The organism is Mucilaginibacter kameinonensis (assembly GCF_003675385.1).
GTDB classification, from domain to species: Bacteria; Bacteroidota; Bacteroidia; order Sphingobacteriales; family Sphingobacteriaceae; genus Mucilaginibacter; species Mucilaginibacter kameinonensis.
Window position 1 is genome coordinate 624,218 of record NZ_RCWZ01000001.1, and the last position, 24,018, is coordinate 648,235.

Annotated in this window: 26 protein-coding genes; 12 read left to right on the top strand and 14 right to left on the bottom strand. The window is 43.8% G+C overall.

All coding sequences use genetic code 11. From position 1 onward, the window contains the following. The first annotated feature begins 81 nt into the window (after positions 1 to 81). Positions 82 to 456 (top strand): DUF6249 domain-containing protein, encoded by a 375-nt coding sequence (locus tag EAH55_RS02795; protein WP_112572753.1) that lies wholly within the window; start codon positions 82 to 84, stop codon positions 454 to 456. A 111-nt stretch (positions 457 to 567) separates the two neighbouring features. On the opposite strand, the gene EAH55_RS02800 is transcribed toward EAH55_RS02795, so the two are convergent. Continuing rightward, positions 568 to 1,083, bottom strand: coding sequence for a DinB family protein (locus EAH55_RS02800; protein ID WP_244228083.1), 516 nt, complete (start codon positions 1,081 to 1,083; stop codon positions 568 to 570). After that, positions 1,058 to 2,272, bottom strand: coding sequence for a sensor histidine kinase (locus tag EAH55_RS02805; RefSeq protein ID WP_121808393.1), 1,215 nt, complete (start codon positions 2,270 to 2,272; stop codon positions 1,058 to 1,060). Before EAH55_RS02805 ends, EAH55_RS02800 begins: the two co-directional genes overlap by 26 nt. A 168-nt stretch (positions 2,273 to 2,440) precedes the next feature. Here EAH55_RS02805 and gltX point away from each other — a divergent pair, with 168 nt between their 5' ends. Next, positions 2,441 to 3,961: a glutamate--tRNA ligase gene (gltX, locus tag EAH55_RS02810; protein WP_121808394.1), complete on the top strand. Its 1,521-nt coding sequence runs from the start codon at positions 2,441 to 2,443 to the stop codon at positions 3,959 to 3,961. A 114-nt stretch (positions 3,962 to 4,075) separates the two neighbouring features. Here gltX and EAH55_RS02815 read toward each other — a convergent pair whose 3' ends face one another. From EAH55_RS02815 to EAH55_RS02835, 5 genes are all read right to left on the bottom strand, one after another. Further along, positions 4,076 to 4,795 (bottom strand): 2-phosphosulfolactate phosphatase, encoded by a 720-nt coding sequence (locus EAH55_RS02815; RefSeq protein WP_121808395.1) that lies wholly within the window; start codon positions 4,793 to 4,795, stop codon positions 4,076 to 4,078. 91 nt (positions 4,796 to 4,886) lie between these two features. Further along, the gene (gene gcvT, locus EAH55_RS02820; RefSeq protein ID WP_112572746.1) at positions 4,887 to 5,966 is read right to left on the bottom strand and encodes a glycine cleavage system aminomethyltransferase GcvT; all 1,080 of its coding nucleotides are present in this window, start codon (positions 5,964 to 5,966) and stop codon (positions 4,887 to 4,889) included. A 414-nt stretch (positions 5,967 to 6,380) separates the two neighbouring features. Beyond that, on the bottom strand, positions 6,381 to 6,869 hold the full coding sequence (locus EAH55_RS02825) for a TlpA family protein disulfide reductase (protein ID WP_162996727.1): 489 nt from the start codon (positions 6,867 to 6,869) through the stop codon (positions 6,381 to 6,383). A 39-nt stretch (positions 6,870 to 6,908) separates the two neighbouring features. Beyond that, entirely contained in the window at positions 6,909 to 7,925 is a 1,017-nt protein-coding gene (locus EAH55_RS02830) for a Gfo/Idh/MocA family oxidoreductase (protein WP_208644777.1), read from the bottom strand. A 123-nt stretch (positions 7,926 to 8,048) separates the two neighbouring features. Next, on the bottom strand, positions 8,049 to 8,654 hold the full coding sequence (locus tag EAH55_RS02835; protein ID WP_121808398.1) for a DUF4142 domain-containing protein: 606 nt from the start codon (positions 8,652 to 8,654) through the stop codon (positions 8,049 to 8,051). A gap of 200 nt (positions 8,655 to 8,854) precedes the next feature. Here EAH55_RS02835 and EAH55_RS02840 point away from each other — a divergent pair, with 200 nt between their 5' ends. The 7 genes from EAH55_RS02840 to EAH55_RS02870 all read left to right on the top strand — a co-directional run bounded on the left by EAH55_RS02840 (position 8,855) and on the right by EAH55_RS02870 (position 14,410). Beyond that, a complete protein-coding gene (locus tag EAH55_RS02840) occupies positions 8,855 to 9,460 on the top strand; it encodes a hypothetical protein (RefSeq protein WP_121808399.1) in 606 nt (201 codons plus the stop codon). A gap of 39 nt (positions 9,461 to 9,499) precedes the next feature. Next, positions 9,500 to 10,159: a DUF6624 domain-containing protein gene (locus tag EAH55_RS02845; RefSeq protein WP_121808400.1), complete on the top strand. Its 660-nt coding sequence runs from the start codon at positions 9,500 to 9,502 to the stop codon at positions 10,157 to 10,159. A 72-nt stretch (positions 10,160 to 10,231) separates the two neighbouring features. After that, complete coding sequence (locus tag EAH55_RS02850) at positions 10,232 to 10,837, top strand: hypothetical protein (RefSeq protein ID WP_121808401.1); 606 nt, start codon at positions 10,232 to 10,234, stop codon at positions 10,835 to 10,837. Positions 10,838 to 11,055: 218 nt separating this feature from the next. After that, a complete protein-coding gene (gene fumC / locus EAH55_RS02855) occupies positions 11,056 to 12,453 on the top strand; it encodes a class II fumarate hydratase (protein ID WP_114939694.1) in 1,398 nt (465 codons plus the stop codon). A 206-nt stretch (positions 12,454 to 12,659) separates the two neighbouring features. Beyond that, on the top strand, positions 12,660 to 13,088 hold the full coding sequence (locus EAH55_RS02860; RefSeq protein WP_162996728.1) for a fumarate hydratase: 429 nt from the start codon (positions 12,660 to 12,662) through the stop codon (positions 13,086 to 13,088). Then, the gene (locus EAH55_RS02865; protein ID WP_121808403.1) at positions 13,088 to 13,882 is read left to right on the top strand and encodes a S1/P1 nuclease; all 795 of its coding nucleotides are present in this window, start codon (positions 13,088 to 13,090) and stop codon (positions 13,880 to 13,882) included. Before EAH55_RS02860 ends, EAH55_RS02865 begins: the two co-directional genes overlap by 1 nt. Before the next feature lie 93 nt (positions 13,883 to 13,975). After that, the gene (locus EAH55_RS02870) at positions 13,976 to 14,410 is read left to right on the top strand and encodes a low molecular weight protein-tyrosine-phosphatase (RefSeq protein WP_121808404.1); all 435 of its coding nucleotides are present in this window, start codon (positions 13,976 to 13,978) and stop codon (positions 14,408 to 14,410) included. 117 nt (positions 14,411 to 14,527) lie between these two features. Here EAH55_RS02870 and EAH55_RS02875 read toward each other — a convergent pair whose 3' ends face one another. Beyond that, positions 14,528 to 15,028, bottom strand: a complete 501-nt coding sequence (locus tag EAH55_RS02875; protein WP_121808405.1) for a GNAT family N-acetyltransferase — start codon at positions 15,026 to 15,028, stop codon at positions 14,528 to 14,530. A gap of 300 nt (positions 15,029 to 15,328) precedes the next feature. Between EAH55_RS02875 and EAH55_RS02880 the strand changes: the two genes are divergently transcribed. From EAH55_RS02880 to EAH55_RS02890, 3 genes are all read left to right on the top strand, one after another. Further along, positions 15,329 to 16,567: a DEAD/DEAH box helicase gene (locus tag EAH55_RS02880; RefSeq protein ID WP_208644778.1), complete on the top strand. Its 1,239-nt coding sequence runs from the start codon at positions 15,329 to 15,331 to the stop codon at positions 16,565 to 16,567. A gap of 85 nt (positions 16,568 to 16,652) precedes the next feature. Then, positions 16,653 to 17,648: a glycoside hydrolase family 43 protein gene (locus EAH55_RS02885; RefSeq protein WP_244228084.1), complete on the top strand. Its 996-nt coding sequence runs from the start codon at positions 16,653 to 16,655 to the stop codon at positions 17,646 to 17,648. 320 nt (positions 17,649 to 17,968) lie between these two features. Beyond that, on the top strand, positions 17,969 to 19,585 hold the full coding sequence (locus EAH55_RS02890; protein ID WP_121808406.1) for an aminopeptidase P family protein: 1,617 nt from the start codon (positions 17,969 to 17,971) through the stop codon (positions 19,583 to 19,585). 79 nt (positions 19,586 to 19,664) lie between these two features. Here EAH55_RS02890 and EAH55_RS02895 read toward each other — a convergent pair whose 3' ends face one another. The 6 genes from EAH55_RS02895 to EAH55_RS02920 form a co-directional block, all read right to left on the bottom strand. After that, a complete protein-coding gene (locus EAH55_RS02895; RefSeq protein WP_121808407.1) occupies positions 19,665 to 20,372 on the bottom strand; it encodes a peptidoglycan DD-metalloendopeptidase family protein in 708 nt (235 codons plus the stop codon). Positions 20,373 to 20,375: 3 nt separating this feature from the next. After that, positions 20,376 to 20,753 carry a 30S ribosome-binding factor RbfA gene (rbfA, locus tag EAH55_RS02900; RefSeq protein ID WP_090532309.1) on the bottom strand — a complete coding sequence of 126 codons (378 nt, stop codon included), beginning with the start codon at positions 20,751 to 20,753 and terminating at the stop codon, positions 20,376 to 20,378. A gap of 100 nt (positions 20,754 to 20,853) precedes the next feature. Beyond that, positions 20,854 to 21,219: a hypothetical protein gene (locus tag EAH55_RS02905; protein WP_112574700.1), complete on the bottom strand. Its 366-nt coding sequence runs from the start codon at positions 21,217 to 21,219 to the stop codon at positions 20,854 to 20,856. Between the two features lie 15 nt (positions 21,220 to 21,234). Beyond that, positions 21,235 to 22,461, bottom strand: a complete 1,227-nt coding sequence (locus tag EAH55_RS02910) for an FtsX-like permease family protein (protein ID WP_121808408.1) — start codon at positions 22,459 to 22,461, stop codon at positions 21,235 to 21,237. Between the two features lie 59 nt (positions 22,462 to 22,520). Beyond that, complete coding sequence (locus EAH55_RS02915; protein ID WP_121808409.1) at positions 22,521 to 23,159, bottom strand: MBL fold metallo-hydrolase; 639 nt, start codon at positions 23,157 to 23,159, stop codon at positions 22,521 to 22,523. Positions 23,160 to 23,371: 212 nt separating this feature from the next. Beyond that, entirely contained in the window at positions 23,372 to 24,001 is a 630-nt protein-coding gene (locus EAH55_RS02920) for a SprT-like domain-containing protein (protein ID WP_121808410.1), read from the bottom strand. Positions 24,002 to 24,018 lie beyond the last annotated feature (17 nt).

Sequence of the window (24,018 nt, forward strand, 5' to 3'; positions counted from 1 at the left end):
GTCATAGTTTACAAATACGCCACAACGGGGTATTTGCAGAGATAAAGAACAATATTAACTTAATTAAAAAAAACAAATATTATGGGCGCAGGTGAATTGGGTGTATTAGCAGGAATAATAATACCCCTCAGCTTATTCGCAATGATCTTCGGGATCGTTTATTTAAACAAACGGGAGAAATTAGCAATGATCGAAAGAAACATGGATCCAAGGAGTTATAAACCGCAATCGGCTCCTTATCAAAATTTAAAATGGGGCTTGCTGCTCATCGGTTCAGGTATCGGCTTGTTTTTAGCCTATGTTTTAAACCGTGGTATATTCAATAGTTTTGATGACGATGTTTTCTTTTTATATGTATCGCTGATAGCCGTTTTTGGAGGAGCCGGTCTGTTTTTATCATACCGCATCGAAAAAAGGGAAGTGCTGGATAAAGAAGAAAAGGTTTTTGAAAAATAACGAACACTCCTGGCAATATTGAAGCCCCTGCAAAACAGGGGCTTTTTTGTTGACCGTTACCGCTGTAAAGACCGGATTGCTGATTGCCAGATACGAAGAGTTTTGAGTGTTTTACTCAATCCCGTAGCGCTCTTTAAATAAATTTAAATGGTGGCGCTCATGCCCAGCCAGCATATACACAAATGATGCAACGGTAAAAAGGTGGTTACTGGCAATCCCGGTGCGGGCTAATTGCTCATCGGTGAAAGCTTTAACCATATACAGGTTACCCTGGCGTAAGGCCCGGAACTCTTCGGCAAGGTCTTTTATATCCTGGCTATTAAAGTCGGTATTGTTAACATATACATCCTGATCAAAACCAGGCAGTTCGGTATAGTTGCGTGAAAATACCAGGGCGCGGTAGGCAAAGGTTCGCTCGGTATCAATCATGTGCCCCAAAGCCTGTTTAACTGTCCATTTGTCCGGAGCGTAGGCATATAAACCCTGCTCGTTGGTTAAATTGCTGAACAGCTTGTAGCTGGTATCCATTTGCTGTTCAAGCATGTTAATTACATTATTGTCGCCAACAAGCCCCACATATCCCGCTGCAAACGGCGAATAATCACCTGGTTTTGGTTTTGTTATCATTGCGCGTGTTTTTTAATACTATCCTGAAAGTTGTTCCCTTCCCTACTTCCGAATCCTTCACAAAAATCTGCCCGTTATGGTAGTTTTCCACTATACGTTTGGTAAGCGATAAACCCAGTCCCCAGCCCCGCTTGCGCGTAGTATAGCCCGGTTGAAAAACGGTATCGAATTTGGAGCGCGGGATGCCTTTGCCGGTATCCGTAATATCGATAAAGATTTGGTTTTTTACCTTGTTTCCGCTGATCTCTACCTTGATACTGCCCTTGCCCTCAATGGCATTAACGGCATTTTTTAATATATTTTCTATCACCCAATCAAACAGCGGAATGTTAAGTCCGGCTTTTAAGTGTGGGTTACCGGTAAGTTCAAAGCTGATATTTTTGCTTACGCGGACTTTAAAATAATCAACAAAATCCTTCACTACGGCATAAACACCGTGCTCTTCCAAAACTGATTTGGAGCCTATTTTAGAAAAACGATCCGCCACAATTTCCAGGCGTTTTACATCGTTCTCCATTTCGGCTATCAGCACATCGTCTTCGGCGTTAAATTTCTCCTTCATCAACTCAATCCAGGCAATGAGCGACGATATGGGCGTGCCCAACTGATGGGCAGTTTCCTTGGCCAAACCTACCCAAACCTGGTCCTGCTCCGATTTGCGCGAGGAACTAAAAGCCGTGTAGGCCGTCAATAAAAATATGGCGATTACCGTGAGTTGGACGTATGGAAAGAGCCGAAGCTGCGTAAGCAAGGGCGAGTCTTTATAGTAAACATAATTGTCGTCGCCCAAAACTTTAAACTTGATAGGCGCATGCTGCTCCTTCATGTAGGCCAGTTCTTCCTTAAAATAACTGGGGTCGTATTTTTTCTTTTTATACTCGGCTTCCAGCTTGGTATAGGCTTTGGAGGTGTCCAATCCACGACTTAAAATGATCTCCCCTTTTTCGTCGGTAATAATGGCAGGCACCGTTAAGCTATCGCGTACAGCAATTACGTAATTGAAGAAATCGTCATCGTCCGAATTAAGTAACTGCCTCATAGTCATGGCCCAAACCTGGGCGCGCGTACGCTCAGAACGGGCAATGTTTTTTACCAGGTAACGGGTATAAACCAATGAGCCAATTGCAATTACTACGGCAAACGTAAGGAGTAAATATTTCCAACGTTTTTTCTGTTGATATGGGTTCATACTGGGCACGGCCCAAATAACGTAAAATTGCTTTGTAAAATATAATTTTTGTTAGTAGTTCATAGTTGATGGTTCATTGTTCATAGTTGCGCCATTTCTGCTATAATACCATGAACCATGATCTATGAACTATAAGCTTTCCGCTTAATAACCTATCTTTGCCCCATCATGACCGATAAAAAAGTAAGAGTCCGTTTTGCGCCGAGCCCGACCGGTGGTTTACACCTTGGTGGTGTGCGTACCGTATTGTTCAACTATTTATTCGCCAAAAAACATGGCGGCGATTTTGTTTTACGAATTGAGGATACCGACCAAACCCGTTATGTGGAAGGTGCGGAAGAATATATTTTAGACTGCCTTAAATGGTGCGGTCTGCACCCGGATGAAAGCCCAGTTGCCGGAGGCCCTTATGCGCCATACCGCCAAAGCGAACGTAAAGCGCTTTACCGCGAATACGCCGAACGCCTGGTGATGGAAGGCCATGCTTATTATGCCTTTGATACTGCCGAAGAGCTGGACAAGAACCGTAAGGAAATTCCCAATTTTCAGTACGGCTTAGCTTATCGTCATACTTTAAGAAACTCGCTTTCATTGCCGCAGCATGAGGTAGATAAACTGCTTGCTTCAGGAACCCCGCACGTGATCCGCATTAAAATGCCGGAGGGCGAAACCGTTAATTTTAACGACATGATCCGCGGCTATGTGAGCTTTGAAACCAGCCAGGTTGATGATAAAGTATTATTGAAAGCCGATGGCATGCCCACTTACCATTTGGCTGTTGTTGTGGATGATTACCTGATGAAGATTACCCACGCTTTCCGCGGTGAGGAATGGTTGCCATCTGCCCCGGTGCATTTACTGCTTTGGGAGTATTTGGGCTGGAAAGCCGATATGCCGCAATGGGCGCATTTACCATTGATATTAAAACCAGATGGCCACGGCAAACTGAGCAAGCGCGATGGCGCACGTTTAGGTTTCCCGGTTTATGCTATGAACTGGTTTGATGCAAAATCGGGCGAATTAACACAAGGTTTCCGCGAGTTGGGCTTTTTACCTGAAGCATTCCTGAACCTGCTGGCAACTTTAGGCTGGAACGACGGTACCGAGCAGGAAATTTTTACGCTTGATGAACTGATTGAAAAATTCTCGATAGAGCGTGTTAATAAATCTGGCGCTAAGTTTGATTTTGAAAAAGCCAAATGGTTCAACGCCGAGTGGATTAAGAAGTTGGCAGTAGGCGATTTGCAGTTGGCTGTTAAGAAAGTATTTGCTGATAAAGGCGTTGTTGTTAACGACGACGAGTATCTGGCAAAAGTTATCGGTTTGATCAAAGACCGTTGTGTGTTAATGTCTGATTTTTATCAGCAGGCGGGCTTCTTTTTTGAGCAGCCGGCAGCGTATGATCTTAACGCGGTAAAACCTAAGTGGACTGATACCAAAACAGAGTTTTATCGTGAGTTCATCACGCTATTAAACAATGAAACTACCATCGATGCGCATGAGCTGGAGGCTAAATTCAAAGCCCTTGGCGAGCAAAAAGGCTTAAAAGTGGGTGATGTGATGCTGCCATTCCGCATTATGCTGGTAGGTGGCAAGTTTGGCCCGCATGTGTTTGATATTGTTGCCCTGCTTGGCAAAGAAGAAACCATCAGCAGGATTGAAAAGGCGCTTGTAGAGTTTACTGCCTGATAGTTAAAAAAATGTCATTGCGAGGAGGAACGACGAAGCAACCGCATGCTATACAGAGCAGCTCTGCTTCCGTGCGGTTGCCACGCTTCGCTCGCAATGACATATTTTAGTTCTTTATACCGCCAATTTCACCAGTTTTTCCCCTTCCAGAATCGGAATAGCCGTAGTAAAATCAATTTGTAAGCAAAACTCAATATCTTTTTCGATGCCTAATTTCTTAAGGCGTTCGCCGTGGGATGTTTTCTTGAGATAAACGTTGATATCGTTTTTACCGGCCTGGAAAAGATCATTAGCGGCAATCGCGGCATCGTCCAATACAAAATCTTTGTCTTTTAATTGGTCGACCACAGCACCTGCAAACAGGGTGTCTTCCAGGTTGAAATTGTTTTTCCAGCCGGCACACACCAACAGGATGTTTTCGTTTTGCGTGTTAAGCCAGTTGCTTAAGGCGGTAAGGTTCAGGAACGAACCGATAACAATTTTTTTTGCACTGCGCGATAAATGCAGGGCATGTGTGCCATTAGTGGTAGTTAGCACGATTGTTTTACCGGCTACTTTTTCTTTAGTGTACGAAAATGGTGAGTTGCCAAAATCAAAACCATCAACTACCGATCCGTCGCGCTCGGCGGCAAGAAGGTAATCCAGCCCTTTCTCTCTATACGCGGCACACTCCTCAACTTGTGATACCGGTATAATAGCCTCAGCACCGTTTTCAATACCATAACATATAGATGATGTTGCCCTGAAAATATCAATAACCACTACAATATAATCTTCCACATTAAAAAGTGGCAGCAATGCGGGGGTAAGGCAAACGTGTAAGTCTTTATTCATTTGTGATTGGTCATTATGTCATTGAGTCATCGGGTCATTAGGTAAGCCCATAAAAATGACTTAATGCCCCAATGACCCGAAGGAAAATGACCTATTTATAAAACGGAGGTTTTACAATCTGCGCTTTGATTTTATTATCCCTGATGCTGATGTAGATCTCGGTGCCTTCTTTAGCGAAAGCGGTATCTACATAGCCCATACCAATAGCTTTTTGTAATGATGGCGACTGTGTACCCGAAGTTACTTTACCAATGTTGTTACCATCAGCATCAACAATAGCGTAATCATGACGTGGAATACCGCGGTCAATCATTTCAAAACCAACCAGTTTGCGGCTCACGCCAGCTTGCTTTTGCGCTTGCAGGGCTTCGGCATTGGTGAATTCTTTATTGAATTTGGTTACCCAGCCTAAACCGGCTTCAAGTGGTGAGGTGTTGTCATCAATATCATTACCGTAAAGGCAAAAACCCATTTCCAAACGTAAGGTATCACGAGCGCCTAAACCAATAGGCTTAATACCGAATGGCTCGCCGGCTTTGAAAATAGCATCCCAGATCTGCTCTGCATATTGGTTTTCAAAGTAGATCTCGAAACCACCTGCCCCGGTATAGCCTGTAGCTGATATCAATACGTTATCAATACCTGCAAAAGTTCCTTTTTGGAAAGTGTAGTACTCCATCGACACCAAATCCACCTCGGTAAGGCTTTGTAAGGCTTCGGCAGCCTTTGGACCCTGGATAGCCAATAGCGATGTACGATCAGATATGTTTTTCATATCTACGCCATTGGTGTTGTATTTAGAGATCCAATCCCAGTCTTTTTCAATGTTTGAGGCATTAACAACCAGCATGTAGGTTTTCTCGTCGATGCGATAAACCAACAGGTCGTCAACAATACCGCCGGTTTCATTTGGCAGGCATGAGTACTGCACTTTGCCATCGTATAATTTCGCGGCATCGTTGCTGGTAACACGCTGGATCAGGTCAAGCGCGTTATCGCCTTTTAAAATGAATTCGCCCATGTGGCTCACGTCAAAAACGCCAACTGCCTTACGCACGGTTTCGTGCTCGGCATTGATTCCGGCATATTGAACTGGCATGTTATAACCGGCAAATGGAACCATTTTGGCGCCGGTTTTTACGTGGATATCGGTTAATGCGGTATTCTTCATCGTCAACTTAAATATTGGCCGCAAAGGTAACTATTCTGAATCGTAATCAGTACCCCTCATTGGTTTTGATTATGTTGATAAAAAATGGAAAAAATAAGATCGTCATTGCTGCGAGTGGGTAAAATCGTGACCTCTGAAAGTAAAATGATATCTACTCCACGTCATTGCGAGGTACGAAGCAATCCCAAATTAGCAGATCCTCCCTGTATAGTTTGGGATTGCTTCGTACCTCGCAATGACGCTTTATTGTTTGGACGCCACAGCATTCTGAACATCTAACAAGATATTCAGAACCGCGAATCTGCGGGGCTTATGCATCAGGGTATTCAGCGAGAGACCCTGATGGCTCATTAAACAATAAAACCGGTTAAACTTCACGAAGTTTAACCGGTTTTATACAAGCATTAAAATACTTTATACTTTTTTAAGCGTTTCCATCAACACCGGAATTTTTGGCACTTTTGGATACGACTGGAATAATTTACCATACTTATCATAAATAGCAATGTATGGGGTGGTTTGCACGGCGTAAAACCTTTGCACAACGTAAGTATAACCCTCGGTTCCAATGGTGATATTATGGTATTTAGCCAGGTCAAAATCGCGCTGAAAAGTTTGGATGCCTTTAAGCATAGGCATAAAGGTGATCATCACAATCTGCACATCTTTTAACTTAGGCAGCTCGGGTTTAAGATCATACATCAGGTGCTGGCAATGGCTGCAGTCGGGCGAAAAATAGATCACCATTACCGGCTTGTTTTTTTTAAGGTTTGCAGGAGTAACGTAAACACTGTCTGTAGTGAGGATGTGATATGGCGGTAAGCCCGAGTTAGCAGGTGGCGTTTGAGCCTGGCTGCACCCGGCGGCAATAATCAGACAAAGCAGTAAATACAGTTTCTTCATTATTTTAATTAGCATTTAATGAGCATAGTTACAACATTTTTAGCTTTCAAGCAATTCAATTTGCCAGGCAACATGCTCTTCGGTTACCGGGAATAACGCGTTTTCGCGCACGGTATGATATACGGCGTCAAATATCCCGTTATAATTACCTTTTGGTGACTTTATCCACTCTACGGTTTTTTGTCCATCGGCACCCATTAACACCAGTTTGCCGTCGCTGCCTTCCGGTTCAATACCAAAGCCCTCGTCGGTAGGCATCATATCAGCATCAAGCTGGGCTTCCTGAACATCGGTGCGCATTTTAACAAAGCTGCCTAAGGTACCGTGAACTACAAAGCCGTAAGTATGCTCGGCAATGAGCAGGCCCGATGTAAGGTAAACATTAAGCTGGTTAGGATATTTAAGGTGAATGTTGAAATAATCATCAACCTGCGAGCCCGGCCTGTATGCGGCAGTAGTTTTTTCATAGCTCAATGGTCGGCCAAAAATGCTGATAGCGTTATCAACAAGGTGCGCGCCAAGATCATAAGTAAGGCCACCTCCGGGAACGCCAGCGGTTTCCTTGAATTTTTTAACGCCGATGGCCATGCGGTACCTGTCCAGCCTGAAATGAACCTCCATCAACTCCCCTAACCTGCCGCTTTCAATTACTTCTTTTACCGAAAGGAAGCCGCTATCGTACCTGCGGTTCTGGTAAATCATCACTTTCAGATCAAGCTTTTTACCCAGATCATACAGCGCTTTTACCTCATGGGAAGTTACTGCAGCCGGTTTCTCGATCAAAACATGCTTGCCCGCGTTCAGGGCCTGTACGGCATAATCAAAATGGGTATTGTTTGGTGTGTTAACAATGATAAGTTCTATTTCATCATCATTAAGCAATTCATCGATAGTATCGTAGCTAATTACATCCGGATATTTTTTGCCGGCCTTTTTTTCATGGCGCTCAACCACGGCCTTAAAAGTAAAACCGGGATTGGTAGTTAAAAAGGGCGCGTGAAAAATCCGTCCCGACATTCCGTAGGCCATGAGGCCGGTTACTATTGGTTTCGACATAATGTTTAAAGTAGATTTTACTGTGTTAAAAGTATCGTTTTAGCTACACCCGTACAAGTTATAAAAAAGAAAAAGGGAGATTGTTACATCTCCCTTTTCCATTCTGAATTAATCAATAGCTGATTATTTCATGCCTTTTTGTATCGCCTCAATTTCGGCTAAGTGATGCTGAATAGTAGGTAACGTTTTGGCTGCCCACGCTTTCAGATCCGGGTCTTTGCAGTTTTTAGAAGCATCCTCAAACATTGAAGCTACTTTTTTATGGCCGCTAACCATGGCATCAACATAAGCTTTGTCAAAGTCGGCGCCTGATTTAGCGGCAAGCTCGGTTTTCTTTTTCTGATGATCGGCATCCGGCTCGGTTGGCAGGCTGATGTTTTTAGTTTTGGCAAGCGCCATCAGCTCGTCATTGGCTTTGGTATGGTCGGTAACCATCATTTTGGCAAAGTCTTTTACTTTGGCATTGGTAGCTTTTTCGCTGGCCAATTGACCGATTGCCACTTCGGCTAAGCCTGCATTGGCTGCACCGGTAGCAAATTTGGCGTCATCGGCAGTAACCGCGATGCCTGTGGCGCCGGTTGTTGTGGTGTCTTTAACCTTGTTGGCGCTGTCGGCAGTATCTTTTACAGCTGCCGAACTATCGGTGGCACCATTTTTAGCGCCGCCATTACACGCCTGAAACGATAAGGCCGCAAGTGCCATCATCGCTATTAAACTTAACTTTTTCATAGTAGGTGTTTTATGTGTTTGTTTGTCAGTTATAACATTTTATAGTTAATTAAGTTTGGTTTTCTTATTTATAAAATTTAATAACTGGCACAAGCTCGGACCTCCACCCTCTTATTCACATATTAATGAATATTTAACAATTGTTTAAAAGCACTTTTATAAGTTGAGGTTTATAATAACGCGACTAAATTATACCTGATATGTTAATAGGATCATTGTTTTTGGGCAAGGTGCATGAAGTAAATGGGCAGTGGATAGAGACCAAATTTGTGGTTATTGGCATTCCGCTGTTCCCAACCAGTTCTATGTTGGTAACCCGATCGGCCTGGCGAAGCCGTAACGGGTTTAATATACCGCTGAACTATCAAAGCATTATTGCCGGTTATGCCCGCATGTTTTCGCTGATCACCGCTTTTATAGCTTTTATATTGTTTTTTATCGAGCGCGACACAACCGCTTCTATGATTGGGGGGGCTGGTTTATTGTTATGGCTGTACTTTTATTTTGTATTTGGCAGCGCCGATACGGCAGAGGCCGAGGAACGCAAAAAAATGGGCGACCTTACCGGCCTTTACATTAAACCGGAGTGGCTTGATCATGATGATGCCTACAGGATCTACGAGCGTCTTGAGAAAAAATACCGGACTGAGTTTGATGGTGCCGATTGGCTTACCGATTTGCGGCAAAATGAGATAGCGCCGGCCAAGTTGCCGCTGTTATATGCGCTATCGCGGTTTAATTACTCATTAGGCGCTACGGAGTGCAACAGAAAATTGTTCGAAAAGGCAGATGGTTTATATTTGTAACACAGGTTTTTGCGTTTATTTGCTTAAACCTTATTTACTATGAAAAACCTGATACTTGCCGTGTTGCTTTTGATGGCCTGCACAGCATCTGCGCAGCAAAAGTTTAATCCTGTTTTAAAGAAGCAGCTTGATAGTGTGCTGGCCCTTGATCAGAAATACCGCGAAATACTAACTTATTTAATGGATCCGGACAAAAAGGATTCTATACTGAAAACGCTGCCTGTTAAGCCCGAGGAAGCAACAGGCTACTATTGGAAACTACAAAGCCAGGCCGATTCAACCAATCTTATTTTTATTGAAAACGTAGTTGCAAAATACGGCTATCCCGGCAAATCACTTGTTGGTGAGCCAACCAATGAGGCGGTATGGTCGGTAGTGCAGCATTCGTCTAAAATAGATAAATACCTTCCGGCGATAAAAACCGCTGCGGAAAATAAAGAACTTCCTTTCAGGCTATACGCCATGATGCTCGACAGGCGGTTGATGTACGAGGGGAAAGAACAGATCTATGGTTCGCAGGCTACTTCAAAGCCATTGCGTAACGGTCAAAAAGTGGGTTACTATGTTTGGCCTATCAAAGATGCTGCTAAAGTGAACGAACGCCGTAAACAAGCCGGCTTTGATCAAACTGTTGAACAAAATGCCAAAAGACTGGGATTTGATTATAAGGTGGTAAAAATTGAAGATGTGAAGTGGTAGTATGGCAACATACGGATAAAAAAGCCCCCTGCTGTTGCGCTTCCACAACGGCGAGAGAAATTTTTATATCATATGAGTATAAGCGAAAAGTACGATCGGGAGATATCAAGAATTTCTGAGTTAAGGGTTTCAGTCGAAACCAGATTTATTTTTTCCAATGTCTTGCTTTTTCGGGAATATCAATCCAGGCTTTTTGCATGGAAGTTGGCTTTGAATTTTGACGGAAATGACTTCTTTAACAAGAAGAAATCTTACCACAATCTTTTTACTGACTTGAATCCAGCCTGGATTGAAGAACTGATACCAGAAGATAAGATAGTGAAAGACTTGAATTCTGCAGGCTGGCACTTTGTCCGCTCCGGCTATAGAGAGTTTATGGGATATTTTATGTTCTTATTTGTGAACTGGGAGATCTTTAAAGCAGAAAAAGAAGTTACGCGGTTTATTAATTTACCTCATCCTTATGAACCTCTTTTTATGATTTTGCAAAAGCGGGGCTTAATAGATTTCTCTGACAATAGGTTTGTAATTAACGGACGAACTTATTTAAAGTATGATAACACTTTTAGATTACCATCAACAGATAGTGATTTTTTAAACTTTATCGATACAAAATCAACAGATTTTCCAAATCAAGAAACCGAAAACAACCTTTGGAATGAATACAGAACCGAATAAGGCAAAGCATTGAAAAATAATGAACTGTAATATCATTGAAAGTCATCCGTCTGGAATCATTTAGCAAAACTAAATGGCAACATCAACAATGACTGGCATTCTGTTAATTCCTGAATTCCATAAATTCGGGTTCAGACACTCTCCCATCAAAAAGTTTACACCCCGCGTTCCCCCGCATCATATAAAAACATAACTTTGCCCCTGCAAAATTTAATACCATGAGTTTCAGAACCGAACACGATACCATGGGCGAGGTACAGGTACCTGCCGACAAATACTGGGGAGCGCAAACCGAACGCTCACGCAATAATTTTAAAATTGGTCCGGAAGCATCAATGCCAAAGGAAATTATCGACGCTTTCGCTTACCTGAAAAAGGCTGCTGCTTTTACTAACACCGATTTAGGTGTATTGCCGGCAGAAAAACGCGATTTGATTGCACAGGTGTGTGATGAGATCCTGGCGGGCGGACTGGCTTCGGAGTTTCCGCTGGTGATCTGGCAAACAGGTTCGGGCACACAATCAAACATGAACGTGAACGAAGTTGTTGCTAACCGTGCACACGTATTACAAGGCAATAAACTGGGCGAAGGCAAAACCTTTATCCACCCGAATGATGACGTGAACAAATCACAATCATCAAACGATACTTACCCAACTGCCATGCACATCGCGGCATACAAGATCCTGATTGATGTAACTATTCCGGGTATTGAAAAACTGCGCGATACTTTGCAGGCTAAAGTTGAGGCATTTAAATCGGTAGTAAAAATCGGTCGTACCCACCTGATGGATGCTACCCCGCTTACTTTAGGCCAGGAGTTTTCAGGTTATGTTTCACAATTAAACCACGGCCTAAAAGCATTACGTAATACGCTTGATCACCTGTCAGAACTTGCGCTTGGCGGTACTGCAGTAGGTACAGGTATCAATACACCTAAAGGTTATGATGTAAAAGTGGCTGAGTATATCGCTCAGTTCACCGGCTTGCCATTCATCACCGCCGAAAATAAATTTGAAGCCCTTGCTGCTCATGACGCTATTGTTGAAAGCCATGGCGCATTGAAACAAATCGCGGTTTCGTTAATGAAAATTGCTAACGATATCAGAATGCTGGCTTCTGGCCCGCGTTCGGGTATTGGCGAAATCCATATTCCTGATAACGAGCCGGGATCATCTATCATGCCTGGTAAAGTTAACCCAACCCAGAATGAAGCTGTTACCATGGTAGCTGCACAGGTTATGGGTAACGATGTAGCTATTTCTATCGGTGGCTCAAACGGCCACTACGAGCTAAACGTATTTAAACCGGTTATGGCTGCTAACTTCCTACAGTCGGCAAGGTTAATTGGTGATGCCTGCGTATCATTCAATGATCATTGCGCGGTAGGCATTGAGCCAAACTATGAAGGCATCAAAAAGCACCTTGAAAACTCATTGATGCTGGTGACTGCGCTTAACCCGCATATCGGTTATGAAAACGCGGCTAAAATCGCTAAAACAGCACTTAAAAATGGCAGCTCACTACGTGAAGCAGCTATTGGCTTAGGCTTACTAACCAACGAGCAGTTTGATGAGTGGGTACGCCCTGAAAATATGATAGGCAGCTTAAAATAGTAGCCTCACCCCAACCCCTCTCCAATTGGAGAGGGGCTTTTTAATTTTCGCTTATGCAAAAACGCTATAGCTTTCTCTTTTTTTCTTTCAGCTTTCAGCGCTTTGCTTTAAGCCTTCCGCTTTCCGCTTTTCGCTCAAAGAAAGCCTTTCGCCTTTTACCTTTCGCCTTTTGCCTAATCGTAGCTTCTTGCAGCAGGAACCCTGATATGCAGGAGCCGGGAGATAGCAAACTGCAGGGTGAGTGGCGGCAGGACTCGGTACCGGCGCAAAAAAGCCTGGTAACATATTCGCTATACGACATCAAATTTAGCTGCGATTCATTTCTTTTGAAGATTAGTACCGTGAGCAAGGTTAATTACGGTGCGGATACTTGCATGAGTAAAGGGCACTGGGCCGAATATGTACGGGGGACCTACTCGCAAAGACAGGATACGCTGCACATTAAAGGCCAGTTTTGTAATGCCGATGGCTCGTATAAAAATGAACAGGGCTGTTTCAGGTTTGGCGATTATGAAGAGTATTTTAAAGTTCACCACACAGGCGATTCGCTCATCAGGTTTGTAAGTACATCCAACGTGATCCCTATCAACGCGCATCTAATTAAAAGAACAAGCTGTATTCCAAAACCATTGTAATGAAAACACAAATTTTAAAGAAACTTTTACTGCTGGTGGCTATATTTTATATCCCCCTGCAAAGTATGGCCTGGGGCACCAACGGCCACCGCATTTGCGGACAGGTTGCCGACAGCTACCTTACACCTAAAGCCCGCAAGGCCATAGAGGCTATTTTAGGAAATGAATCAGTAGCGATCACCAGTAACTGGGCGGATTTTATTAAATCAGATCCGGCTTACGGTTACCTGTATAACTGGCATTTTATTGATCTGGATAAAGCTTACACCTATCCCGAACTGCAAGGCTACTTAAAAGCGGATACAGCCGTTGATGCCTACACCAAAATGAACTTTTTGATTGCCGAGCTTAAAAAGAAAACTACCACTAAAGCCAACAAACTGCTTTACCTGCGGATGCTGATCCACATCGTTGAAGACGTACACCAGCCACTTCATACCGGCCATACCAGCGATAAAGGCGGTAACGATGTAAAAGTTCAGTGGTTTGGAAAAGACAGCAACCTGCACTCGGTTTGGGACAGCCAGTTGATTGATTTTCAGCAGTTGAGCTATACCGAGTATGCAACCATGATTAACCATACTACTGTTGCCCAGCGCGCCAAATTGCAGAAAGACCCGATAAGCCAATGGTTGTTTGAAAGCAATCAGATTGCCGAAAAGCTGTACACTGATGTTAAACCAGGCGAAAACCTGAGCTACAAATACAACTTCAAATACATTGGTATCCTAAACGACCAGATGGTAAAAGCCGGTGTTCGTTTGGCCGGTGTATTGAATCAAATTTTTGGTTGATTTTTGAGGCGAAAGGTTAAAGCTGAAAGGTAAAAGGCTCCTTCTCAGCTTTGACCTTTTGCCTTTAACCTTTCTCCTTTAACCTTCAACAAGATGAAAATACTAATGGTATGCCTCGGCAATATCTGCCGTTCGCCGCTGGCCGAAGGGATCATGCAGCATCTGGCAGATGAAAATGGCCTGGGCTGGGATGTTGATTCGGCGGGTACAGGTAGATGGCATATAGGCGAAGCTCCGGACAGACGCTCCATCCGTGCTGCGCGGAACCACGGCATAGATATCAGTAAACAAGTTTGCCGCCAGTTTAAACGCAGTGATTTTGACGAGTTTGACCACATCTTTGTAATGGACCGCAATAATTTGAGCGATGTACTTGATATAGCCCGCAACGAAGAACAGGCAGCAAAAGTAAAACTCCTGTTAGGCGATAAAGTAGTGCCGGATCCTTATTATGATGACAGCCAGTTTGAGCCAGTTTTTGAGCTGATTGAAAGCGGGTGTAAGGACATTATCAAGGATTTGAGATAAGTTTAATCAAACATTCAAGCTATGTTATTGCGAGCGTAGCGTGGCAACCGCACGGAAGCATAACCGCCCTGTATAGCATGCGATTGCCGCGCTTCGCAATGACATCTTTTTTATTTTCTACCGCTCAATCCTAAAAAACGGCACATCCTCACCGTACCAAAACACAATCCCTTCCCTTGCAAACCCGGCTTTGATCAGTACCCTTTGTGATGCCACGTTTTGTGGATGGGTAACGGCACAAACTTCTTTTAGGCCAATTTTATTTAAGCCATAGCTAACCAAGGCCTCTGCCAATTCGGTGGCAACGCCCTGGCCCCAGTATTTCAGGTGCAGGCGGTAACCTAATTCAATCCGGCTCCTGTCGTAATCGCTGGGTTTGAGGGCACAAACACCTATAAAATCATTGTCGGCAATGTTGAATACTCCCCACCTGCCCAGGCCCGAACCGTTTTTGTATTCCTTCAGGGTATCCTTAAAAACCTGCTTACTCTCCTGCGGAGTACGTTTCTTTACATATTGGGTAAGCCGGTCGTCTTCGTCTATTGTGAGCAAAAGTTCTTCGTCTTCGGCTGTAAGTTCACGGATGAGCAAGCGTGGTGTTTGAGTGATAATATTCATAGGTATTCAAAAATATATTTTTTGAACCTGTGTTGTACATTACTTAGGTAAAACATATGTCAATTAATGAGTTTCACAGGCGAATTTTGCGGCGCACGGTCTTGAAATGTAATAGGAGGCACCTACGGAGCCTCAATATCTGCCTTGTTATAGAAATGAAACAAATCCTTTTGGCTCCGTAGGTGCCTCCTGTATTTACACGATGATTTTATCACGGCCTTTAACCGTAGTTCATTTAAGGCCAAACAGGATATTTACCATTAAAAATGTATACCTTGCATAATTTACTTATAAGATATAGTGACTTTCCAGGATTTTAAATTTAACGAGCAATTATTTGAAGGTGTAGAGAGTATGGGTTTTGTAAACCCAACCCCCATTCAATCTATGGCTATCCCGGCCATTATGGAGGGGCGCGACCTGATAGCTTGTGCTCAAACTGGTACCGGCAAAACCGGCGCCTATTTGCTGCCTGTTTTAAACAGCATCAGCAAAACCAATAAACACCATACCAGTGCCCTTATACTTGCCCCTACCCGCGAGCTTGCCCAGCAAATAGATCAGCAGGTTGAAGGCCTTGCCTACTTTACCGGTATCAGCTCTATCGCTGTTTTTGGCGGTGGCGACGGTATTGTTTACGAACAGCAGCGTCGTGGTATCCAGAATAATGTAAATATCATTGTGGCTACTCCCGGCAGGCTTATAGCCCATCTTACTTCAGGCGTTTTAAAGCTTAATCACCTTACCCACCTGATACTTGATGAGGCCGACCGTATGCTGGACATGGGTTTTTCGGATGATATTATGAAGATCATCAGTTACCTGCCCAAAGAGCGGCAAACACTCTTGTTTTCGGCCACTATGCCGGGGCGGATCCGCTCATTGGCTAAAGCTATTTTGAAGGATCCGGAGCAGATCAATATCGCCATCTCGCAGCCGGCTGTCGGTATTGATCAGCAGGTTTACCGGGTGCATGATCAGCAAAAAACGCCGCTGGTGCAACATATCCTCAAGGATTCGGCATTTGCCAGCACTATTATCTTTGCTTCGCGTAAAGAAATAGTACGGTCGTTATATAAAGAACTTAGGGCCATTAAGCTTAATGCGCTGTCGTTCCATTCAGACCTTGAACAGCGTGAGCGTGAAGAGATCCTGTTAAAATTTAAAAACAAACAGCTGCCTATCATTATCGGTACCGACGCGCTTTCGCGCGGGATAGATATTGAGGGGATTGACCTGGTGATCAACTATGATGTTCCCGGCGATCCGGAAGATTATATCCACCGCATTGGCCGCACAGCCCGTGCCGCCACAACCGGTACCGCTATTACATTTGTAAACCACCGCGACGAACGGAAGCTTAAGAACATTGAAAAGCTGATAGAAAAGCCAATAAAGCTGATGGCCTTGCCCGATGAACTGGCCGCCATACAGCCGCTTAAACCTGAACCGGCACAGGGCGATGCTAAAAAGAAACCCAACCGCAGATGGGGAAAAAAGAAACCAAAGCAGCAAAACACCGGTAACCAAAAAGCATAAGCAACACGGCCGGTGTTGTTTTTTTGAAATAAACTAAAACGTTTTATCTATTTCTATATCTTTAGAACCAAAAATCTGTATCCCCATGTTTATCTCAAAAAAAATCATGTTCCTGCTGGGCGCGGGTTTGGCATTGTCATCAATAGCTAATAAGACTGTAGCGCAGGAGAAAAAAACATCCGGCAATCCCATTGTGGAAGGTTGGTATGCCGACCCTGAAGCTAAGATCTTTAACAAACAGTATTGGGTATACCCTACCTACTCGGCTAAATATAATGAGCAGGTATTTATGGATGCCTTTTCATCGCCTGATCTGGTTAACTGGACAAAACATCACCGCATTATTGATACTGCCGCTGTAAAGTGGGCTAAACGCGCTATGTGGGCTCCGGCAGTGACCGAAAAAGATGGCAAATACTATATCTTTTTTGGCGCTAACGATATCCAGAACAATAATGAAGTTGGCGGTATAGGTGTTGCTGTTGCTGATAAACCGGAAGGTCCGTTCAAAGATCTTTTAGGTAAGCCTCTTATCGGGCAGATCATCAATAAAGCTCAACCTATTGATCAATTTGTTTTTAAAGATGACGATGGCCAGTACTACATGATCTATGGTGGCTGGGGCCAATGCAACATCGTAAAATTAAAAAACGACTTTACAGGCATTGAACCGTTTAAAGATGGCGAAACCTATAAACTAATCACGCCGAAAGATTATGTTGAAGGTCCGGTAATGTTTAAACGTAAAGGCAAATACTATTTTATGTGGAGCGAAGGCGGCTGGACTGGTCCGGATTACCGCGTGGCCTACGCCATCGGCGACTCGCCGTTTGGTCCGTTTAACCGCATTGGAACAATATTAAAACAAGACCCAAGTATCGCCACAGGCGCAGGCCATCACTCGGTGATCCAGGTACCGGGTAAGGATGAATGGTACATCGTTTACCACCGCCGCCCGTTAACCGAAACGGATGGAAACCACCGTGTAACCTGTATCGACAAAATGTATTTTGACAAGGATGGCAAGATCCTGCCTGTTAAAATCACCAATGAAGGTGTAACAGCAAGGAAGATTAAGTAATCAACTTATTTAATTTATGTCATTGCGAGCGATAGCGTGGCAATCTCGTAGCCAATGCATTTTCGAAATGCACAGCTACGAGATTGCCATGTCGCCCCCCGCCGATATCCCCTCGCCTGCTCCTCGCAATGACATATTTTGATATAATTCCGGCAAAACTTACGAAGTTTTTGAAACTTCGTAAGTTTCTCAATCTGCACATCTGAAATCTTATCATCTGCACATCAATCTTTATTTCCCCCTAAAAGGGTGAGCACGATAATTCCTGATATTTAGTATCTTAAACCGTTTTTTTGACTGACATTTATTCCTTTATCATTATGACGCGATCATTTTTTCGGGCATTGGTAGTTTTACTTGCCCTGACTGGCAGCAGCCGCTGTTTTGGGCAAGCCGCCGAAAACCTACCCACCGATTATTTAAGCAAAGAATTTCATGCCGGCAGGCGACAGGCGCTTCGTGACCTGATGCCCGCTAATTCGGTAACGGTGATCTTCTCCTACCCGGAGCAGGTGTTTTCAAATGATGTTAATTACGTTTATCACCCTAACCCTGATTTGTATTATTTTTCGGGGTATAAAGAGCCAAATTCGGTATTGTTGGTGTTTAAAGATATGCAGGCCGATGGCGATAGCAGTTATAACGAAGTGTTGTTTGTGCGGCACAGGGATGCCGGTCGCGAACAGTGGACTGGAAGACGTTTAGGCGTTGAAGGAGCTAAGTCGCAACTTGGCTTTAAACGCGTATACAACGGCGAGGATTTCGCGAAGTTTCCGGTTGATTTTAAAAAGTTTGCCAATGTGTATTATGATAATCTGCCCGAAGATGTTACCGGTGATGGATCAACAGGAGAGCTAAAAAAACTGATAGCTGCTTTTAGAACAAAAGCGGGGATCCCTGATGTTGACAGGCAGGCCGTGAGCGACATGAACTTGATTGCCAATCGTACAACGCCGCAGAACCTATCACGCATGGTTACCTTTTTTAAAAGCAGGTATAATAACGATTTAACAAAGGCAAGTCCTTTAGTGCAGGAACTTTTGGCCAAGCCAGATTCTGCCACCCTGATGGCAGTTAAAGCTAAAATAGGTAATACTTTAGGGGGCACTGCCGGTTTCGGCGCCTTTACAAGCAAGCTTCGCGGTGTAAAAACTACCGAGGAGTTGGCGGTTTTAAAGAAAGCGATTCAAATATCAAGCCTTGCCCATTTAGAAGTGATGAAGGCGGTAAAACCAAGCATGAGTGAGCGCGAGGTTGAAGGTATCATGACCTATGTACACAAAAGATATGGCGCGGAAGACGAGGGTTATGCGCCAATTGTAGGCGCAGGTGCAAACGGCTGTATCCTGCATTACGAAGAAAACTCGGCCACAAAAATCAATAACCAGTTATTGCTGATGGATGTCGGTGCCGAATATCATGGCTACTCTGCCGATGTTACCCGTACGGTACCAGCCAACGGCAAATTTACCGAAGAGCAAAAGGCTATTTATCAACTGGTATATGATGCCCAGGAGGAGATTTTTAAGTTATGCAAAGCAGGCGTTCCGTATGCCAGCCTTGAACAAAAATCGGCAGAGGTATTAACCGCCGGATTGATCAAACTGGGGATCATCAAAAACGCTTCGGAAGTGCGCAGGTATTATCCACACGGATGCTCACATCACCTGGGACTTGATGTGCATGACAAGGGTGGTCGTGGTAATTTGGAAGAGAACTGGGTGATCACCGTTGAACCGGGCATCTATATCCCAGCCGGAAGCCCATGTGATAAAAAATGGTGGAATATCGGCATACGTATTGAAGATGACGTACAGATTGGTAAAGATGGCGGCACTAACCTATCTATCGACGCACCACGTAAATGGCAGGATGTGGAAAAAGCAGCAACCGAGAAAAGTATTTTTGAAGCGGCTAAGTTCCCGAAACTGAAATAGAAGCTTAATCAGAATAAATTTGACATAGCGGGGAAATACCTGGTTTTCTCGCTATGTTAAATAATAAATTATCAGGGTGTTACCTCACATTCACTGCATCCGGAAAACGCAAAATCACCCCCGGATCAGGAATGTTTTTTTGCCAGATCTCTTTTTCTGAAAATTTGCAAACACCGGGGTAATCGCCCTGTTTACCTTCCATATCAAACATGAGTTGAAAATGCAGGTGTGGAGGCCACTGACCATTTTCGTCAATATCCCCCAGGGTTGCTATCTGCTGATCTTTAAAAACAGGCATACCGACTAAAATCCCTTCCAGACTTTTGCGGCTTAAATGGCCATACAGGCTATAAAGGGTTAAGCCGTCTAAATCGTGTTGTAAAATGATAGTTGGGCCGTAATCGCCAATGTTGTTATTATCCTGGTAGCTGTGCACCAGGCCATCCAACGGGGTATAAATCGGAGTGCCGGAATCGCCCCAGATATCAACACCTAAATGTAAGCGCCGGGGCTCATCACCGGTATCAAAGTGGCTGCTGAAAGCATAAATGGTGCGGTGCTCCATATAGCCTCCAACGCCATAGCGGCAATTATTATCGCGCAACTTTGAATTAACCCAGCTGCTGAATAGCGGGGTATTATTAATGACCTCTGCCGTCAGTTCATTGTTGGCGGCAGTAAGGTCAAGCAGGTACAGGCGGTCGCGCTCGTTATCAAAATCAACCACTTTGCCAATGGCTTCGGGGTGATTGTTGATAAAGTTTGTTAACAACGCGTGCCGGTCCATCAATTAATTTTCTTCGGTATCGGGCTGGCGTTCTTCTTTGCTGATCTTATCAAAAATCTTGTCCATGCGTTCAACGTACTCGCTGGTATCATCAACAAAAAACTCAAGCTGCGGAATGATCCTCACCTGATCTTTAATGCGTGCACCCAGTTTATACCTGATCTCTGAAGCGTGCGATTTGATGGTATGCAAAGCCGTTTGCACATTAGGATTACCTAAAAAGCTTAAAAATATACGGGCTATGGCCAAATCGGGTGTTACACGTACCTTGGTTATGGTTACCAGTGTATTAGGCAAATAATTCATGCCTTCGCGCTGAAAAATAGCTGCAAGGTCTTCCTGTATTACTCCGGCAAATTTTTGCTGACGTTTTGATTCCATTGGTTATTAGTTAACGCCGATAAGGCAGATGAGTGTTTAATGCTTAATGCAAAAGCCTAAGTTATTGTTTTTGGCTTTTATTAACAATGATGGCAAGGTGTTAATTACACACGTCCTGCGGTATCTCTTTGGTTATTTTTACTACTTTTTTTACAACAAGGGTGCTGTCATATTCAGAGCCCATTCCTGCTTTGCCCGATTTTGATTTGATGCCTTCTACCTCTACATAAACGGGCTCGTAAGGCTTTTCGAAATTGAGTTGTGAATACTGCAGCTCCAACTGGGCCGAACTGTCAACAGCCCAAAATTCCTGGCCGCTATCGCAATCTTTGAATGATTTTATTTCGGGGCCGGCGCTGTATAAACCTTTATAAAGCGTAACCTGATCCTTTTTATGGGCATCGTTATTACATGCATAAACAGCAATAACAACAAGCAAGAAAATAGAAACTTTGATGTACCTCATACCCATTTAACAAATTTACAAATCCTGTTTGATTTCATCCAACCCTTTAATACTTAAACGGGCGCTTATACCGGCCGCAATTACCGAAATACCTCCAACGGTTAACAGCACAAGTCCAAAATCCTTGACCTTAAGATCAATAGGGTACGCGTCCAATACCGTCATCTTGGCACCCATTTTTATCCAGCCGTAATGTTGCTGCAACAGACAGAAAATGGTGCCCAATATAATACCGATAACGCAGCCCACGGCGGTGATCATCATCCCCTCGAAAAAGAAGATCCCCTGGATCATGTTTTTATTGGCGCCTAATCCGCTTAAAATGGCTATGTCTTTTCGCTTGTCGATAACCAGCATGGTTAACGAGCCAATGATATTAAATATTGCGATAATAAGCACAAAGGTAAGGATCATGTAAACCGCCCAGCTTTCGTAATTGAGGGTTTTATAAAGCTCGCTGTTTTGCTCCTTGCGGTTTTTGACGGTAAAATCCTTGCCTATTTTACCAATAATGTCTTTTTGCACAGCATCGAGATTGGTGCCGCGTTTAAAATTTATCTGGAGCGAAGACACATTTACGGGTTGGTCGAGCAGATCGCGGGCAAACTCGATAGGTGTTACGGTGATATCATCAAACTCCTGCTGTATGGCAAATACGCCCGAAGGATTGATGCTGCGGACAACAAACTCATTTAAGGGATTGGCCGAATTTTCGGCATCGCGACGCGGAGAAAATACCTGTATCGGCGTAAGTCCGTCATGTACATTAATGCCTAAAGTACGTTGAATAGTAGCGCCAATTACGGCAAAGTTTTGATTGCCGCTTTTAAGCGTGAACGAGCCGCTGGCAATGGTACTATCAAGCTGTGGATTTTTTAAAAAATCTTCGCTCACGCCCATTACCGTCCCCAAAAATGGGTTGTCGCCATATTTGATCAGGGCTTTTTCCTGTAGTACTTCGGTAAAAGAAAAAACGCGGGCATCTTTATGCAATGAAGCAAAGTAGGGCGTATTAGGGTCGAATGTTTTGCCCAGTTTGGCCTCTATCTTCAATTCGGGCGTAAAGTTGCTGTATAATGAAAGGATAACCTTCTCAAAGCCATTGAACACCGAAAGGATAATGAGCAAAGCCGCGCTGCCAATAAGCACCCCCAGCATAGAAATGCCCGAAATGATATTGATAGCATGCATCTTTTTACCCGAAAACAGGTAACGTTTTGCTATGTAAATGGACGTGTTCAATTGTGCGGGGATTATACGTTCAGGTTTGCTTTAGTAGATAAACGTTATTAAGCTGTTAACTAAGTTAAAAACGGATTGTTTTGTTTTTCGTAGCCGATGGTTGTTTCGGGGCCATGGCCAGGATAAACGGTAACATCATCGGGCAGGGTAAACAGCTTGGTTTCGATATTATCTATAAGTAAGCTAAAGTTACCGCCCGGTAAATCCGTACGGCCAATACTGTTCCTGAACAATACATCGCCGCCTATCAGGATCTTATCCTCCTTGTCATAAAAACACAGGTGGGCCGGTGAATGGCCTGGCGCAAAGATCAAATGCAGTGTTGTATTGCCGAAATGGATTGTGCCGGTTTCGGGCAAAAATTCATCGGGCATAGGCGATACATCATAACGAAAACCCATTGATGGGGCATAAGCTACAACAGCAGCCAATGTTTCTGACTCACCAACATGGAAACGGGGTTTAAGCCCGTATTGGTCAAACACGAATTTATTGCCCAACACATGGTCAACATGGCAATGCGTATTTAGCAGCATAACGGGCTTTAGGTTATTGTTTTTGATAAAACTTACAACCGTATTTTGCTCCGGTGCTGTATACATGCCCGGATCAATGATCACGCATTCGCCGGTTTCATCGTACAAAATGTAGGTGTTTTCCTGGTAAGGGTTATTTACAAATGATATAACTTTTGCCATGCGGTAAAAGTACAGAATAAATTGATTGGGTGTTGGGGGATCGAGAATTGAAGATTAAACGAGCGTCATTGCTGTAAGGAACGAAGCAATTCCCTATAAGCATGTCCGCCCTGTGTAGTTCGCGATTGCTTCGTTCCTCGCAATGACGTGGTGGTGAAGGATTGCTTTGTTCCTCGGAATGACTTTTTTTGTTTATGCTCCAATAAAGTCTGCTACGCCGCAGTTGCACCTTCAATCAACTCTACCTCGGCTACCGGACTAAACAGATAAACCCTTCGGGTAGCCACTTCGGTGCATTTAAAGCGTTTACGCAGCTTTTCGTCCTTGCGGAACACTCTGCCATCCTTTAGTTTAAATAATGCCTTAAGCGGGATCTTTTCTACTGTTAAAATGGCTTCCGATTCTTTTGGCGGATCATACTTGCGCAGTGAACGGTATAGGTTCAAATCCGAGCAGCTTGACGCAGCCGGATTATCCAGGTAGTTTACAATGGCCTTTTTAATATCAGGCGGAAAAATTTCCTTTTCAAAAAATGGCTGCATCATTTTTTTGAAATTATTTTTCCATTCCGTTCCGTGGGGTTTGGCTTTTTGTTTATGCTCGTTCCAGGTATGCAGGTGCGCAAACTCGTGCACGGTAGTTACCAAAAAAGCGTAGGGATTAAGGTCATAATTAACCGAGATCCGGTGGCCTTTACCTCCGTAAGGTGAGCGGTAATCGCCAAATTTACTGTTGCGGTTGCGCGAAATTTTAAATTCGCATTTGAAGTAGTCAATCCACCGGGCAATAAGCGGGGCTGCTTCTGCCGGTAAATATTTCTCTAAAACTTTTACTTTATCCAATTTTTACCTCAACACAA

What these genes read in the sequence shown, in the direction of transcription:
- gltX (WP_121808394.1), top strand. Translation starts at nt 2,441, where the DNA reads ATGACCGATAAAAAAGTAAGAGTCCGTTTTGCGCCGAGCCCGACCGGT.
- EAH55_RS02875 (WP_121808405.1), bottom strand. Translation starts at nt 15,028, where the DNA reads ATGAATATTATCACTCAAACACCACGCTTGCTCATCCGTGAACTTACA.
- EAH55_RS02840 (WP_121808399.1), top strand. Translation starts at nt 8,855, where the DNA reads ATGTTAATAGGATCATTGTTTTTGGGCAAGGTGCATGAAGTAAATGGG.
- EAH55_RS02825 (WP_162996727.1), bottom strand. Translation starts at nt 6,869, where the DNA reads ATGAAGAAACTGTATTTACTGCTTTGTCTGATTATTGCCGCCGGGTGC.
- EAH55_RS02800 (WP_244228083.1), bottom strand. Translation starts at nt 1,083, where the DNA reads ATGATAACAAAACCAAAACCAGGTGATTATTCGCCGTTTGCAGCGGGA.
- EAH55_RS02850 (WP_121808401.1), top strand. Translation starts at nt 10,232, where the DNA reads ATGAGTATAAGCGAAAAGTACGATCGGGAGATATCAAGAATTTCTGAG.
- EAH55_RS02895 (WP_121808407.1), bottom strand. Translation starts at nt 20,372, where the DNA reads ATGGACCGGCACGCGTTGTTAACAAACTTTATCAACAATCACCCCGAA.
- EAH55_RS02845 (WP_121808400.1), top strand. Translation starts at nt 9,500, where the DNA reads ATGAAAAACCTGATACTTGCCGTGTTGCTTTTGATGGCCTGCACAGCA.
- EAH55_RS02865 (WP_121808403.1), top strand. Translation starts at nt 13,088, where the DNA reads ATGAAAACACAAATTTTAAAGAAACTTTTACTGCTGGTGGCTATATTT.
- EAH55_RS02870 (WP_121808404.1), top strand. Translation starts at nt 13,976, where the DNA reads ATGAAAATACTAATGGTATGCCTCGGCAATATCTGCCGTTCGCCGCTG.
- EAH55_RS02915 (WP_121808409.1), bottom strand. Translation starts at nt 23,159, where the DNA reads ATGGCAAAAGTTATATCATTTGTAAATAACCCTTACCAGGAAAACACC.
- EAH55_RS02835 (WP_121808398.1), bottom strand. Translation starts at nt 8,654, where the DNA reads ATGAAAAAGTTAAGTTTAATAGCGATGATGGCACTTGCGGCCTTATCG.
- EAH55_RS02795 (WP_112572753.1), top strand. Translation starts at nt 82, where the DNA reads ATGGGCGCAGGTGAATTGGGTGTATTAGCAGGAATAATAATACCCCTC.
- rbfA (WP_090532309.1), bottom strand. Translation starts at nt 20,753, where the DNA reads ATGGAATCAAAACGTCAGCAAAAATTTGCCGGAGTAATACAGGAAGAC.
- EAH55_RS02905 (WP_112574700.1), bottom strand. Translation starts at nt 21,219, where the DNA reads ATGAGGTACATCAAAGTTTCTATTTTCTTGCTTGTTGTTATTGCTGTT.
- fumC (WP_114939694.1), top strand. Translation starts at nt 11,056, where the DNA reads ATGAGTTTCAGAACCGAACACGATACCATGGGCGAGGTACAGGTACCT.
- EAH55_RS02890 (WP_121808406.1), top strand. Translation starts at nt 17,969, where the DNA reads ATGACGCGATCATTTTTTCGGGCATTGGTAGTTTTACTTGCCCTGACT.
- gcvT (WP_112572746.1), bottom strand. Translation starts at nt 5,966, where the DNA reads ATGAAGAATACCGCATTAACCGATATCCACGTAAAAACCGGCGCCAAA.
- EAH55_RS02815 (WP_121808395.1), bottom strand. Translation starts at nt 4,795, where the DNA reads ATGAATAAAGACTTACACGTTTGCCTTACCCCCGCATTGCTGCCACTT.
- EAH55_RS02885 (WP_244228084.1), top strand. Translation starts at nt 16,653, where the DNA reads ATGTTTATCTCAAAAAAAATCATGTTCCTGCTGGGCGCGGGTTTGGCA.
- EAH55_RS02860 (WP_162996728.1), top strand. Translation starts at nt 12,660, where the DNA reads ATGCAGGAGCCGGGAGATAGCAAACTGCAGGGTGAGTGGCGGCAGGAC.
- EAH55_RS02805 (WP_121808393.1), bottom strand. Translation starts at nt 2,272, where the DNA reads ATGAACCCATATCAACAGAAAAAACGTTGGAAATATTTACTCCTTACG.
- EAH55_RS02830 (WP_208644777.1), bottom strand. Translation starts at nt 7,925, where the DNA reads ATGTCGAAACCAATAGTAACCGGCCTCATGGCCTACGGAATGTCGGGA.